Annotated in this window: 19 protein-coding genes and 1 pseudogene; 15 read left to right on the plus strand and 5 right to left on the minus strand. The window is 54.3% G+C overall.

Features of this window, described 5'->3' with window-relative positions; genetic code table 11:
• The first annotated feature begins 7 nt into the window (after window positions 1-7).
• The 6 genes from HJA_RS03920 to HJA_RS18840 all read left to right on the plus strand — a co-directional run bounded on the left by HJA_RS03920 (window position 8) and on the right by HJA_RS18840 (window position 4275).
• A complete protein-coding gene (locus tag HJA_RS03920; RefSeq protein ID WP_035578474.1) occupies window positions 8-568 on the plus strand; it encodes a hemerythrin domain-containing protein in 561 nt (186 codons plus the stop codon).
• Complete coding sequence (locus HJA_RS18335) at window positions 565-1203, plus strand: carbonic anhydrase (protein ID WP_081814531.1); 639 nt, start codon at window positions 565-567, stop codon at window positions 1201-1203. The genes HJA_RS03920 and HJA_RS18335 overlap by 4 nt, the downstream gene beginning before the upstream one ends.
• On the plus strand, window positions 1196-1771 hold the full coding sequence (mobA, locus tag HJA_RS03930; RefSeq protein ID WP_035578480.1) for a molybdenum cofactor guanylyltransferase: 576 nt from the start codon (window positions 1196-1198) through the stop codon (window positions 1769-1771). Before HJA_RS18335 ends, mobA begins: the two co-directional genes overlap by 8 nt.
• 621 nt (window positions 1772-2392) lie before the next feature.
• Entirely contained in the window at window positions 2393-2872 is a 480-nt protein-coding gene (locus HJA_RS03935; RefSeq protein ID WP_035578483.1) for a hemerythrin domain-containing protein, read from the plus strand.
• A 78-nt stretch (window positions 2873-2950) separates the two neighbouring features.
• Entirely contained in the window at window positions 2951-3631 is a 681-nt protein-coding gene (locus HJA_RS17825; protein ID WP_081814506.1) for a TetR/AcrR family transcriptional regulator, read from the plus strand.
• Between the two features lie 272 nt (window positions 3632-3903).
• Complete coding sequence (locus HJA_RS18840) at window positions 3904-4275, plus strand: DUF488 domain-containing protein (protein WP_035578485.1); 372 nt, start codon at window positions 3904-3906, stop codon at window positions 4273-4275.
• Window positions 4276-4542: 267 nt separating this feature from the next.
• Here the strand turns inward: HJA_RS18840 and HJA_RS03950 are convergent, their stop codons facing one another.
• The 5 genes and pseudogenes from HJA_RS03950 to HJA_RS03960 form a co-directional block, all read right to left on the minus strand.
• A complete protein-coding gene (locus tag HJA_RS03950; RefSeq protein WP_162177026.1) occupies window positions 4543-5283 on the minus strand; it encodes a uroporphyrinogen-III synthase in 741 nt (246 codons plus the stop codon).
• The gene (locus HJA_RS18615; RefSeq protein WP_162177016.1) at window positions 5198-5461 is read right to left on the minus strand and encodes a hypothetical protein; all 264 of its coding nucleotides are present in this window, start codon (window positions 5459-5461) and stop codon (window positions 5198-5200) included. The genes HJA_RS03950 and HJA_RS18615 overlap by 86 nt, the downstream gene beginning before the upstream one ends.
• 109 nt (window positions 5462-5570) lie before the next feature.
• Window positions 5571-5723 (minus strand): annotated as a pseudogene (locus tag HJA_RS18845) (6-aminohexanoate hydrolase); the annotation flags it as partial.
• Window positions 5724-5836: 113 nt separating this feature from the next.
• A complete protein-coding gene (locus HJA_RS03955) occupies window positions 5837-6649 on the minus strand; it encodes an META domain-containing protein (protein ID WP_035578490.1) in 813 nt (270 codons plus the stop codon).
• A 49-nt stretch (window positions 6650-6698) separates the two neighbouring features.
• On the minus strand, window positions 6699-7595 hold the full coding sequence (locus HJA_RS03960) for a DMT family transporter (protein WP_035578493.1): 897 nt from the start codon (window positions 7593-7595) through the stop codon (window positions 6699-6701).
• Window positions 7596-7709: 114 nt separating this feature from the next.
• Between HJA_RS03960 and HJA_RS03965 the strand changes: the two genes are divergently transcribed.
• The 9 genes from HJA_RS03965 to ccoP all read left to right on the plus strand — a co-directional run bounded on the left by HJA_RS03965 (window position 7710) and on the right by ccoP (window position 13775).
• Window positions 7710-8225, plus strand: a complete 516-nt coding sequence (locus tag HJA_RS03965) for an Lrp/AsnC family transcriptional regulator (protein ID WP_051597334.1) — start codon at window positions 7710-7712, stop codon at window positions 8223-8225.
• A 59-nt stretch (window positions 8226-8284) separates the two neighbouring features.
• Window positions 8285-8602 (plus strand): hypothetical protein, encoded by a 318-nt coding sequence (locus HJA_RS18505; protein WP_155839854.1) that lies wholly within the window; start codon window positions 8285-8287, stop codon window positions 8600-8602.
• A gap of 158 nt (window positions 8603-8760) precedes the next feature.
• A complete protein-coding gene (locus HJA_RS03970; RefSeq protein ID WP_081814508.1) occupies window positions 8761-9408 on the plus strand; it encodes a 5-formyltetrahydrofolate cyclo-ligase in 648 nt (215 codons plus the stop codon).
• A 386-nt stretch (window positions 9409-9794) separates the two neighbouring features.
• Entirely contained in the window at window positions 9795-10067 is a 273-nt protein-coding gene (locus HJA_RS03975; RefSeq protein WP_035578499.1) for a hypothetical protein, read from the plus strand.
• Window positions 10068-10069: 2 nt separating this feature from the next.
• Complete coding sequence (ccoS, locus tag HJA_RS03980; RefSeq protein WP_051597335.1) at window positions 10070-10273, plus strand: cbb3-type cytochrome oxidase assembly protein CcoS; 204 nt, start codon at window positions 10070-10072, stop codon at window positions 10271-10273.
• The gene (gene ccoN, locus HJA_RS03985; RefSeq protein WP_035578502.1) at window positions 10270-11922 is read left to right on the plus strand and encodes a cytochrome-c oxidase, cbb3-type subunit I; all 1653 of its coding nucleotides are present in this window, start codon (window positions 10270-10272) and stop codon (window positions 11920-11922) included. The genes ccoS and ccoN overlap by 4 nt, the downstream gene beginning before the upstream one ends.
• Window positions 11923-11929: 7 nt before the next feature.
• Entirely contained in the window at window positions 11930-12709 is a 780-nt protein-coding gene (ccoO, locus tag HJA_RS03990; RefSeq protein WP_081814532.1) for a cytochrome-c oxidase, cbb3-type subunit II, read from the plus strand.
• Complete coding sequence (locus HJA_RS18850; RefSeq protein ID WP_035578505.1) at window positions 12709-12909, plus strand: cbb3-type cytochrome c oxidase subunit 3; 201 nt, start codon at window positions 12709-12711, stop codon at window positions 12907-12909. Before ccoO ends, HJA_RS18850 begins: the two co-directional genes overlap by 1 nt.
• On the plus strand, window positions 12906-13775 hold the full coding sequence (ccoP, locus tag HJA_RS04000; RefSeq protein ID WP_035578508.1) for a cytochrome-c oxidase, cbb3-type subunit III: 870 nt from the start codon (window positions 12906-12908) through the stop codon (window positions 13773-13775). Before HJA_RS18850 ends, ccoP begins: the two co-directional genes overlap by 4 nt.
• Window positions 13776-13998: the final 223 nt, after the last annotated feature.

The raw sequence follows: 13998 nt of genomic DNA on the forward strand, positions 1-13998 counted from the left end.
AGAGGGCATGGACAATGCCGGGGAGTTCAAACCAATTGAGCCTATCCCGCACGATCTGCTTCGGGAACCTCTGATATGGTTTTTCGCCGAGCATTATCGTCACCGCGACGTTTGTGCGCGCCTCATCGATTTGTCGCAATCGATTGTCTTCGATGATGTGGCCCTTCGTGATGTGTATGTTTTCCTCGACCGGGACTTGCCATTGCACGTCATCGACGAAGAAGATGACCTCTTTCCATTGCTCCGCCGCCGCTGTGAGCCCGACGACCAGATCGAGAAAGTGCTTGGAATGCTTTCGGCCGAACACGCCAACGACATGATGGATGCTGCGGCGGTCAGGGCTCTTGTGGCGCGAGCGCTCGCAGAACAGAGCGGGCTCGCGTCCTTTGCCGAGGCCCGTTCAACCATCGAGCCTTTCTGCCAACAGCAGAAGCGTCATATTGCGATGGAGAACGCGGTGGTCCTGCCCATTGCAAGGCATCGCTTGAATGAAGCCGACCTGATCAGCCTTGGTCAGCGGCTCGCGGCGCGCCGCGGGCTCGGTGATCCGTTCAAGAGCGTCCCATGATCCGGACATTACTTGAAAACAATATGCATTGGGCCAGCGCACGTGTCCGTGCTGAGCCCGATTTCTTTCGTCGATTGTCAGCTCAGCAAGCACCCGATTATCTCTGGATCGGCTGTAGCGACAGCCGTGTGCCAGCCAATGAGATCGTAGGTCTCGACCCCGGTGAATTGTTCGTGCACCGTAATATCGCAAACCTTGCGCCTCCGCGTGACATAAATTTTCTGGCGGTGCTTCAGTTTTCGATAGAAGTACTGAAAGTGCGGCACATCATTGTCTGCGGACATTACGGTTGCGGCGGTGTACGGGCGGCGCTGGACACACAGAGACGCGGGCTGATTGATCACTGGCTGCAGCCCGTCGCCGATCTCGCGCACAGACATGTCGAACATCTCGAGGAGATTGCCGATTTCGACACTCGCGTGAACGTTGCGTGCGAGCACAATGTCCGGGCACAAGTCGAATATCTCGGTCACAATCCTTTCGTGACGGACGCTTGGCGACGTAACCAGAAACTCGCGATCCACGGATGGATCTATTCAATCCGGGACGGTCTGCTGCGCGACCTGGACCTGACTGTCGAGCGCCCGAAGGATGTGGACCGCCTCGCGTCGAGAGCGTGGTTTCCTAATGGATAGGGTTGGGGTTGTCATCCTGGCCGGAGGGTTTGGAACCCGGATGGGTGGTGGCAAGCCGGAGCGATTGTTCCGCGGGCGCAGGCTGATCGATCCCGTGATTGATCTAGTGAACGCCTGGCATGTGCCTGCCGTCATGTGCGTGCGGGAGCCGGCACAGGTGAAGCAGAAGGCGTACCAGTGTATACTTGATCGCCCGGATATAGAGGGCCCGCTGGCTGGCTTGCTTGCTGCCTTCGACTGGGCGTGTGGTGAGAATCTGGAACGGATTCTTACTCTGCCTTGCGATACACCTTTGCTGCCCGCGGATGTCCTTGAAAAGCTCTGCGGTGCTTCAAAAGCCGGAAAGCGGCCGGCTGTTGCTGTTTCGAACGGGCGTCGTCATCCGGTGTGCGCGGTCTGGCCGGCAGAGTCATTTGGCCGCGTTGAGGCCTATGCAGCAGCGGGCCGGCGCAGCCTGGTTGGAGCCCTTGAAGCCTGCGGCGCGGTCGATGTGGAATGGCCAGAAGGAGAACCGGACCTGTTTGTGAATATCAACACACCAGATGATCTGGCCAGGCTCGAAAATTGACGGTCTTTCAGCCTCCGTAAAAGCTTTTCACGAAGGTCTGATTATATCCAATCAGCCTCGCAAGAATCAGGAAATTCAGGCCAAGCGATGTTCTCTGCCTTGGCGCAAGCTGAACTCACAAAAACCGTGAGACCAGGGGCGCTTCTCCCGTCTGACCGAATGTTTCTGCCTGTCGGAGAGACCCGCCATAAGGGTTCAGAAGGAGGTGGGACGCATTGTCTCTCCCACAGCGCCAAAATAGGTATTTACAATACCAATATATGCTCGTAGCTTGCATGTCGGCAAGGGTACATCAGGAGACTTTTGTGGGCAGGGCGTGTTCATTTCAGTTTGACGCATATTCTGTTCGCCCCGGGATTCGGTCAGGGTATCTGGATCGAATAACGCGTTTCTGGACTGTGGCCTCGCGCAGGTTCGCCATTTCGCGGGAACTGTATGCCGGGCACGCAAGTGGTGAACGCCACTTGATGCGGTTGCAGGCGCTGCGCCGGGAAATGACACGCCGATTTGCGTGCCAGATCTTGCCAGCCTGCAGGTCATGCAGGGAGCCGCATGGCCGCGGTGGGGTGCAGCCTCTCCAGAAGCGGGTGCTTTCATTCAGCCAGAGAAGGAGAAAGAGACATGGCATTGCCTGAATCGGCGGCAGAACTAACGACGTATATCGAGGGGCGTTATCATGTGCGCCACCGCGAACAATTGCCTGAGCTGAGAAATCTGTCGGCCAAAGTGGAAACGGTGCATGCAGAGAGTCCGGATGTGCCAGCGGGGCTGGCAAACATTCTGTCGGACATGATTGGTGAACTCGAAGTGCATATGAAGAAGGAAGAGCTGGTGCTCTTTCCTGCGATCCGTCAGGGGCATGGCGTGCATATGGGGGAGCCAATATCTGTTATGCGGGCAGACCATGACGACCACCTGGGCGAAATCTCCAAAATCCGAACCCTGACGAACGATCTGACATTGCCGGACAATGCCTGCGGTAGCTGGAGGCGTTTGTATTCCGGACTACAGGAATTCCTCACCGATATTGAAGAGCATATCCGGATCGAGAATGACGTCCTTTTTCCACAGTTTGAAAAAGACCGGCAGGCGGCACGGTAAGAGAAAGCCTGGCTGTCTTTGTGTGAAGCATGCGTTTGAAGGCCGAGCTTGTCAGACCCCCTGAACGGGTGATCTTGTATGGATGCGCCGAGAAGAACACAGTCCGAGCGGCGTGAAACGGCGGATCGCCGTCTTCTGACAGCCGCGTATCGCCTCATTTCAGAACACGAAATGTCGACGCTGACGTGCGAGGAGGTTGGAAAGCTTGCTGGTTACAGCCGAGGCCATAGTTATCAACGCTTTGGGTCCAAGGAAGGGATGCTGGTAACCGTGGTCGAGAGGCTGTGTGCCAGTCGGCGAAAATATCTGGAACGGCGCGCCCGTGTCGATGCGAGTGGCATCGAGAAAGTGTTGGATTTTGTTGATCTTCATCTCGGTGGGGTCAGCAATAGTCTGGAAATGGCTGCATATTTCCGTGTCTTGGCTGCGCCTGTTCTGGCTATGCCAAAGCTGAACCGGGCGATCGACGCTGCTCGAGCCGAGACCTTCGAGGATATATCACGCGTATTGCGGGAGAGCCGGACGGGAGACCGCTATGAAAGCGCCAGTGAAAGTGAAGGGAGGGTACGGATAATATATGGCTTGATGACGGGTATGGCGCTTCAACACGCTCATATCCGCAGGGAACGGGAGTTCAATTTGGTTCGAAGCGATGTGCAGGCATTCTTGCGCAGCGCTCTCTCCCGGAACTCTGATGGCCTTCCGCAACAGCCGGCTGGGCGAATGGATAATAATTATCACAAATATTGGACAGGGTAGGGGATGCCATATTCTGCCCTGCTGCCACCGGTATAGATCGGGAATGGAAGTTTGAGTGCTCTGCCACGGAAATTATAATAAGGTTGATGGGCAGTATAAATCGGATGGTTCGTCAGGCCCAGAATATTGAGGGGGCAAAGAAAGGCGGTTCGCTAAAGGCGTGCTTCCAGACAAAAAGCACAGTCCGCCCGGACCGGTGCAGGAGTGCCTCTGTCGCTGGGTATCCTTGATGAAATATTCAGAAACGGTCTGATGAGGGATAGAACCGGACAATGACGACTACTCCATCGATTCATCTGGCGCGCGTGTACGATAATCTTGATGACGTTCGCGGGGCCCGCTTGCTGGTTGACAGGGTTTGGCCCCGCGGGGTCACCAAGAGTGAGCTGGCACTGGACGATTGGATTCGCGAGGTCGCCCCCAGCACTGCATTGCGCAAGTGGTTTGCGCATGATGTTGAGAAGTGGGAAATATTCCAGAGACGATATCGCGCTGAACTTGATGGGCGCAATGAGCCCGTTTCAAGGTGCCTGGACTGGTGCCGGAGAGGCGAGGTGGTTCTATTGTTCGGGGCCAGGGACCGAATACACAATCAAGCCGTTGTGTTGAGAGAGTACCTTTGTGAACGGCTGGCAGCCAGATGAGGCGCCAGATCATCAAAGGCTTGCAGTCGTTGTCCGGCGAAAACGAACCGTGTGCGACCGATTACCCCCGGTACAGATAAACAAGAATGCCTGGCCGCGCAAACCGTCTGACAAAGATTGTGTGAGGCGAAATGTGTTGATGGCAGTAGATAAATGAAGGCGTCCCAGAGATTTTTGCTGTTGTCATTTTCCGCCTCCAGGCGAGCATGAACGCAAGTTGGTTTCCTGGAACTCACACTTGGAGGTGGCTTCATGTGAAGGGCCAGTTCAAATTTTCAGATCCAACCGTCTGGCGTGTCTCTCGAGGCAAGCGACCACAGCCTCAGCTGATGGCGTACTCGAAATATTGACTTTATCCCATCCGTTCTGGCTCAGCACTTCCGCGATCTTGGGGCTCATTACGAACGCTTCGGCTCGTTGTGCATGTGAGGTCAGTCCATAGCAGTCGACGTTTTTGAGAAACTCCGACGCTGTGCGTTGCGAGAGGAAAACAGCCGCATTCATCATACCACTGCCGATCAGGTCTCTTATATTGCAGGTGAGACTGCCGACAGGATTTGCTCGATACCCGATGACACGACCGGCAGTATATCCTTTCTCTTTCAATGCCTGCGCGATGTCCAAGGCTACATGTTCACCACTCAAGTGAATGAACAGCTGACGGGACTTGGGATAGGTTTTCTGAATCAGATCTACAAGGCTGGTTCCCGTACCTTGCGCAACAAGGACGTTAGTGAAGCCAGCAGCGTAAAGCCGGACCGCTGAACCTGGTCCCACTGCCATGATCGGCTTATCTCTCGGTAGCTCCCGCGTCGCAGCCAGGCAATGAGCACCATTTTGTGACGTAATGCAGATAATGCCTGCTGTCTGCAGAGAATGAGCGTTGAACGATATTTGTTCAATTTGGAGAACTGGCGCGTTTTCAACGTGAAACCCACGCGTTGCGAGACAATTCAGGAGCGCGCTTTCCTGACCAGCAGGCCGCGTTAGCAGCGTGATGGTTCTCATCGTGCTGCGACTTAGTTCGTTTAAGGACCTCTTCATTCTTGTTGATGTTCTCCCTTCCTGTGGCAACATCCACGAACAGGTTTATCTGGCTAAATTGCGTTGTTTCACAGAGGTCGATTGCCCATTCAGTGTGCTCACCGCTTTCAGCCAAAACGGTGTCTGCGATGCTGATCGTCAACTGTAAACGCCGCGGGTGAATGATTGTGTGGCTGTCAGTGCGAAAATCCCTCGGCTTTTTAGAGGGTGCGTCCCGGTTCGGATTCAAGCTACGTGCTTGGCCGCTCCGCCTATCTGGCTTTCAGGTAATCGGCAACGGCCTCAAAAGCTGGAAGAGAGGTCGGATCATTGGCGGCATTGGAGGCGACTGGGTGTGATGCAAACCTGCCAACGACAACCTCAGCGACCGGATATATCCAGATAGTCTGGCCATGCACATCGCGCGAGCGCCAGCGAAGGTTCGCGCAATTGCGGCTCCGATGCCTGCACCACCTCCAGTTACAAGTACGGTCTGGTAATCCAGTCGGAAATGCGCTGGCTTATGCATGACAGTCTCCTAATTTGCTGAGATTACAGTTACAGACTGACCATCAGATGACTGAAGGGTCAGCCGTCCATCCTGATCAAAGTTCAAGGTGGCGGCTCCGTCCAATGCGATCAGAAATTTGCGTTCCATGTCCATCAACGCTGGGGCGCATGCGCGCAAGGAGGTGGCAACACCACGAATGTGCAGACGCTCATTCTCGATAGAATAGGCCCCATTATAGCTATTGCACCCACTTGAACCGCCGAGGCGGCCGTCGGTCTGAAAGACTATTGTGACTTTCGCATTATCGACGACACCGCCACCATTTATACTTTCAACGCGCCACTGATTTGCCCGAAGACGAGCCGCCAGCTCTGCATCATTTGGTCCGTCAGGTGCCGCTTTTGCCATCAGGAGCGTTCCAACATCCTGCCCCCCTGCGTCCAGCGTCAGAGTGTTTGTCGTGTCGGTTGTCCATTCCAGATTACCGAGCGGGTCGGTCAGGGTTGCACGTATAGCGTACTTGCCATTGCTGCTGGTCTCAGATGTGTCTACATCCATCTTGAATGATAATGGAACTTGCTCCGTACCCAGTGTGCGGGTCGTTTTAGCAAGTACAGGTGCTGCGTGATCCGAGATCGAGACATCGCTGAGTGTGACGTTGAATACATAACCTGGCGCAAGCGCAATACGTTCGCGGTAGGTCGCATGGCCTGTGATTGTAATTCTCTGTGCGATCACTGTTTCAGATGAGGACGAGTCCGAAGGCAATGCCGCACAGCCTGTTATAGCGACGCCGCCCAAGGCTGCCACGAAAAGCGATTTTCTCAACGTTTTAAGCATGCTGGTGCTCCTGATTTCAATTTGTGGAGATGTCGTTCTGGTGATGGATTTACGATGTTTGACCGGAGCGTAGATGTGGATTGCGAATGCGGAACGCCGTGACGAGCACGCCCAGGACGATGAGAAGGCCGCCAAGAAGCTCGTTTACGCCAAGGGCTTCACCCACAGCGTATCCGATCAACGCGGCGAAGAGGGGTTCTGTTGCATAAATAACAGCGGCCTTGGGTGCGCTGATACGCTTCTGGGCCCATCCCATCGCGAACTGGATATAGGCGGTCATGATACCAAAAACGGCTATGATTCCGAAAAGCTGAGGTGTGAAAACAGGCAGAGGCTCGCCCCTTACGCCGCTGGCCATAGCGCTTAGGACTGCGGTGGATACAAGAACGACCACCGCAATGCGCGTAGGATCGGCCGAACGCATGATGCGACCTAGCAGCACTATTTCCGTAGCGATGGCGACCGCGCTGAGAAGTGAAATCATGTCACCCAGGCTGAAGTCTGCCGCGTCAGCCGTCAGGCTGCCCGACATGAGCCCGACGCCAAGGAGCGCAAAGAATGCACCAAGTATCAATTGAGGCGATGGCTTTTCTCCATACATCAGGAGCTGGATCGCCGGCACGATCAAAACATAAGTGGCCGAGAGAAAAGCGACCCTGGCACTCGGTTCAGTTTCAAGCGCGATAGCGGTTCCACCATAGCCGATCAGGGCAGTCAGGGCGACCAGACATCCACCGAGCACTTCATGTTTTGTAATATGCTGCAAAGACTTGCCAGCCAGCAACATCAGGCAAAGTGCGGCCGCTCCCATTCTGAGGGCGACGAAGCCGAGTGCGCCTGAATCGGAAAGGCCCAAGCGGGTCAAATAGAAGCCACTGCCCCAGAGCGCTGCAGCGCTGACGATCGCCACATAGGGAAGGCGCAGGTCTGAAGAAAGGGGGGGCATTTTCGCCTCCTACTGGTAGCCGGTCATGTTTGACTTGCAGAGTGGCTCTAATTGCACCGATTGAGGCTTTGAATATTTGCAGCAACGCAGCATAGTCTGCGTTGGAGAGACGAAATGACAAAATATTTTGCGCTTGACCGGATTGACCGTTCTATCCTTCGGGTTCTTCAGTCTGATGGTCGCATCACGAATGCTGATCTGGCTGATGCCGTTGCGTTATCACCGAGCGCGTGCCTTGCGCGCGTAAGGCGGCTCGAAAAGGAGGGGGTGATCACTGGCTACAAAGCACAAATTGACGCCGCAAGAATAGACTCAAATCTGACAATCTTTGCTCTGATGACCCTCAGCAAACATGACTCAAAAACTTCGCAGAAGGTTGAACGTATCATGCGGGGTATGCCCGAGGTCATTGAGGCTTTCTATACAAGCGGGACGACCGATTATATTGCACGGTTCATCGTTCCGGACATGGCGTATTGGAGCAGGTTGCAGGAAAGCCTGCTTGATAATGAGGAGTTGAAAATCGAGACAATTGTTTCGCATTTCGTTATGAGAGACGCGAAGTCATATTCAGGAGTGCCGCTGTACGGAGATAGTATCAAGGAGGACAAGCGCACGCTCCCGCCTTAAGGAAAGACGCTCTGGCGCAACACCTTCAGGAGAGGGAAAGGGCCTGATTGCCTCGATAGGTGGATACCCAAGGTGGGTCTCCTGCCTATGACCTGAATCCTAACCTAGTATATATCCAGACGCTCAACTGCCTGACGGCAGACATCCGTATCGACGAGGGGCTGTGTTATTGGACGGGCCAGCGACCAAGCCGCACTCTTCGAGCTGTCTGGCAAAAGGCTTCGAAAATTATTGCTGAAGTCGGAATTGTGGTCGTTCAGTGGAAAACTGTTGCGCAGGCGGTGGTGCATCGCAAGCGCAGGCTGACAGAATACCCCGTGCTTTATGGACATCATGATCTGGGCTTCGTGACGATGTCTTGTCTGCCCGTCATGTGATTCACGGAATTTGCTGTGGGTGCCGGAGGGGCGGGATTGCCCTGGAGCACCGAAGACGCGACAATGCTTTTTGAGAGTCCGTATCATCGAAAATTTATCAGGGGCCAAATATGAACAGCAGGAACAGAGACCCCAGACCCTATGCATCCTCCCCGTGCATGGCCGGCGAGCTGTCTTCTGACTATTTTGGCTCTTCTGCTGTCGATCCGCAGCAGGCTGTGGATGTTGCGAGATGGCGGAAAGCCGAACGGGCCCGATTGCGAACCGAAAGAATGTCATTGGAGGCAACTGTTCGTCGCTCCACAAGTGAAAAGATTATCCAGAACGTGCAGGAGTTGTTCGCAAACCGGAAAATCATGCGAGCCGGTTCAGTTGTGTCAATGTACTGGCCGATTAAGGGGGAACTGGATATCCGCCCGCTCATGGAAGCGTTGCATGGGGAGGGCATTTTGGTTGCCTTACCGGTGGTTGAGACAAAGGCCGCGCCTTTGGTTTTCCGCAGGTGGATGCCCGATACACGAATGGAGCGAGGATACTGGAACATCCTTGTCCCGCCGGCGGAGGCTCAAATCCTTACGCCGGATGCTATGCTCGTACCTTTGGTTGGTTGGGATATGGAGGGGTATCGCCTGGGTTATGGGGGCGGTTACTTTGACCGGACCCTGGCCACATTGTCTCCGCCACCATTTTCGATTGGTATCGGGTTGCAATCCGCACAACTTGCGACAATTTACCCTCAGCCCCACGATATCCCGCTTAATCTAATCCTGACGGAGGCGGGGCTGCAGTCTGATCTCGGGGGCTGACAAAAGACGTATGTTGTGAGGCTGTGGCCTCAAGGATTTCGTGCAGCTGCGTCAGTTCTGGCTGTCAGGAAAGACCCGTACACGAATAATATGACGCTTCTGTGATGAGGCTCTTTCTTGGGATGGGCGCCCGAACTCACAAAAAGGCGAACGAAGTCTGAGTGCGACAAAATAGGTATTTACAATACCTCTTTGTGCGCGTAATCCCTCTGTAACTGAAATGCCGTGAAGCACCCGGCTTCCCCGAATCCGGAAATCTCTGGCTTCAGGGGTCTGGGAAGAAGCGACATGCAGGATGCAGCCCTTGCTGACGTTGATGCTTCCGGAGGCAGAGGGGTGGGTATGAACTGTAGTTCACTTCTGCCGGAAAAGGGGAGCCACCTCACATGCTCAAGGCCTTGCAAGCGTGGAAATGGATGGAAGACGCGGTGGCAACTGACGAGAATTTGAATGCCGCGAAGACGGGGCATCCGCGTCCGTTATGCAATCAGGCAGGGCCCCGCAATGACCTGATCACTGTGCTGAAGGATCTCGCAGGCTCGGTAACTTACCTGCCTTATCGAGGGGTTCTGTTCTTGTTGAAGAAAATCTCCTGCGGCCAGGATATTTTTACTGTCAATGCGCGACACATGACGCGATGCCGTACGGAACTGATTTAGGCATGTCCATTCTCCTGATACTTATCCCTGTCACATTCATTATGGGGGTAGCAAGTCTCGGCGCCTTTTATTGGAGTGTTCGTAACGGCCAGTTCGACGATCTTCAGGGAGATGCATCGCGCATACTCCTGGGTGATGACAGTCCGAAGGAGGTAAAACTGCGGACCTTGACGCATTCGGATCAGGAATCGGAGAGTGAAGCATGATATCGCGCCTGACGAGCGGCGAACGGTCTATAGCCTTGATGCTTGCCAGCACCGGTGCGCTGATTGGTGTACTCATGGGCGCCTTCGGTTCTGGCGACCCCATGGGCGTACACGGATGGATTGTGTTGGCCTTTTGTGGCGCGCTAATCCTTGTTATTGGCAATAATTTTTACGATCCGGAGCCCTCCGAAGATCGCACTCTTTCATACTATGATGATCCGACCAAGGCCGGACTCATTATTGCGCTTAGTTGGGCAGTGGTAGGGATGGGAATGGGGGTCTGGGTTGCCTGCCAGCTTGCATGGCCCGATTTCCGATTTGAAAACGCCTGGTCGAGCTTTGGCCGAATTCGACCAGTTCATACGACCGGGATCATATTCGGCTTTGGTGGAAATGCCCTGATCGCGACATCTTTTCACATCATGCAGCGTACTTCCCGGGCGAGAATACCTGATCAGGTTGCGCCCTGGTTCGTGCTTCTGGGATATAATCTGTTCTGTCTTATTGCGGTAAGTGGGTACCTGATGGGAGTAACTCAGTCAAAGGAGTATGCCGAGCCCGAATGGTATGCCGATATTTGGCTGGTTGTTGTCTGGGTGAGTTATTTTACCTTGTATGTTCGCACTCTGGCGAGACGAAACGAGCCGCACATATATGTCGCCAACTGGTATTATCTTGCCTTCATTCTGGTCATGGCCGTCCTTCACGTCGTTAACAATCTTGCCCTTCCTGCGTCATTCAGTGGAGCAAAGAGCTACTCGGTTTTTGGGGGCGTGCAGGATGCGATGACTCAATGGTGGTACGGCCACAATGCCGTTGCCTTCTTCCTGACATCCGGTTTTCTCGGAATGCTATATTACTTTCTCCCTAAGCGGGCGGAAAGACCAATATATTCCTATCGATTGTCGATCCTCTCCTTCTGGGGGATTACTTTCTTCTACATATGGGTGGGGTCCCACCACCTGCATTATACGGCTTTGCCGCATTGGGTTCAGACACTCGGCATGACGTTTTCGATCATGCTGCTTGTTCCTTCATGGGCATCGGCAGGGAATGCTTTGATGACGCTTAACGGGGCATGGAACAAGGTGCGGGATGATGCCGCCTTGCGGTTCATGATGATCGCGGCTGTGTTCTATGGACTTTCGACCTTCGAGGGATCCTTCCTGGCCATCAGGCCCGTAAACGGCCTTTCTCATTATACTGACTGGACGGTCGGTCATGTTCATGCCGGAGCTATGGGGTGGGTGGCATTCATCACGTTCGGGTCAATCTATACACTGGCCCCGATACTCTGGAAGCGGGCGGGTATGTACTCCGCCAAAGCGGTAGAATGGCATTTCTGGTTCGCGCTGGCCGGTACCGTCATTTATGTGTTCGCTATGTGGAACAGCGGTATCACTCAAGGATTGATGTGGCGAACCTATAACGAATCCGGAACATTGAAGTACCCCTTCATTGATACAGTTGTTGCGATGCGGCCCTACTACATAGCTCGCGCCTTCGGAGGATTGCTCTTTCTTTCCGGAGCGTGCATCGGCTTCTGGAATGTTGTCATGACCATACGGCGGGCGCCTTTAAAGGAGCCAGAACGGGATTATCCAATGAACTCGGAGGAGCCCCAGGTCGCTGCAGTGGCGGGGAAGTGAAATGCTGATGAAAATAATCCGCGTTCTGATCAAGCCATTTGCATCGCTTTATGAGGCGCATGCCGTTGCGCACTATCGAATCGAGCGTCATTCAATGGGCTTGTCCATAGGGATTATCATAGCGGCAGCGATTGGGGGGCTTGTCGAGATTGCGCCACTCTTCACCATAGATGAAACAGTGGAGGCGGCTCCGGACATGCGCCTTTACACGCCTCTCGAGCAGGCTGGGCGCGATATCTATGTTCGCGAAGGCTGCTATGCGTGCCACAGCCAGATGGTCCGAACGCTGCGAGACGAGGTCGAGCGTTATGGGGCATACTCATTGGCGGTGGAGTCTCAGTACGACCATCCAATGCTCTGGGGGTCCAAGCGAACGGGGCCGGACCTTGCGCGAATTGGTGGCAAATACTCTGACAGCTGGCATGTCCAGCACCTTGTGAATCCGCGGACGGTCGTTCCTGAGTCGATTATGCCGCAATATGCCTTCCTCAGAAGGGCCGTTCTGGAAACACAATCGCTTCCGGGACGGCTGGAAGCGCTTCGGCGCGCCGGAGTTCCATACAAGGCAGATATGATTTCCAGTGCAGAGGTGGATGCGGCTGGTCAGGCCAAACCCGATAGCGACCTCGCCGATGGTGTGTTCGAAAGATACGGCGAAGAAACAGCCATTCGGAATTTTGACGGTCAGGATGGCCGTGTGACTGAAATGGATGCTCTGGTTGCTTACCTTCAGGTTCTGGGTCAGCTGACGGACTTGCCAGAGTCAAATTCAGCAAGGGACGAGTGATGGACTTGTCGCATGACGTTCTCGTTGTACTTGCCAAGACGTTCGGCTTGTTCTGGCTGGTTGGTATGTCGATCGGGATTACAGCTTACGCCTTCTGGCCCTCATTGGGTCGACGTTTCAATCGAGCTGCCAGAAGCATCCTTGATGACGAACAGGGGCCCTTAAATCATAGCGGTCATAGGGAGGACAAGTCGGGATGAAAGAAGTGCGCGACCCCCTGACCGGTCATATGACGACTGGACATGAGTGGAATGGCATAACCGAGCTCAACACGAGAGTGCCGCGAGCAATATGGCTATTTATTTTAGTCACGCATGTTTGGGCTCTGATCATCTGGATACTTCTACCTGCGTGGCCAGTAGGGACGACTTATACAAAAGGGGTGTTGGGATTGGATCAGCGACAGCAGGTGAACAAGGAAATTGCTGCTGCAGAGCGGGCATTCGCAGAGAGAGACCGGCAGATCAGGGAGCGCTCAGTTCCTGAAATCATGACAGACGTAAGTCTAATGAATTATGTCATGGACACAGCGAGTGCAATTTTCGGCGATAATTGTGCAGTATGTCATGGCACCGCAGCGTCGGGCGGTCCTGGATATCCAAGCCTGATTGACACGGATTGGCTATGGGGTGGTGATACAGATCAGATCATGGAAACATTGCGGGTAGGGATAAATTCCCAGCACCCTGATACGCGCCACGCCCAGATGCCGGCTTTCGGACGTCTCGGTGTCCTGAGCGGAAGGGACGTCCGCCTTCTCGTTCCTTATGTGAAGTCGCTGTCAGGATCCGACATCCCGGCTGAGGTTCGTGCTGCCGGAGAAGACCTTTTCTCGCGAAACTGTTCAAGCTGTCATGGTGCAGACGGTATGGGGCGCTTGCAGGCCGGCGCGCCGAACCTGACAGATGACGTCTGGCTGTATGGCGGCGGTGATAATGACATATTTTATACAATCTGGGACGGCCGTCAGGGCTGGATGCCGGCATGGCAAGCAAGGCTGAGCGATGAGGATCGGAAGATGCTGGTTATTTATCTTCAGGAACTTGCAGATGGAGAGAGGCCATGACCGCACGGGGAAATATCAGAGTCTGGACACCGTCCAGGTTTCTGGGTGTTGGCCTTGCTCTGGCGACCATGTTTGTATTCCTGATCGCGAATGCCCATCTGGTTTATGTAGCGGTGGCTTCGCAGACCGGGTGCGCCTTCACGCATTCGTCGGGTAATGCCGATTCCTATCGGGCGGCGGCACCTGCATGTTAAGCGATACTTCCCGCCCGCCTCAGCCAGGC

Source organism: Hyphomonas jannaschiana VP2 (genome assembly GCF_000685215.1).
Lineage (GTDB): Bacteria > Pseudomonadota > Alphaproteobacteria > Caulobacterales > Hyphomonadaceae > Hyphomonas > Hyphomonas jannaschiana.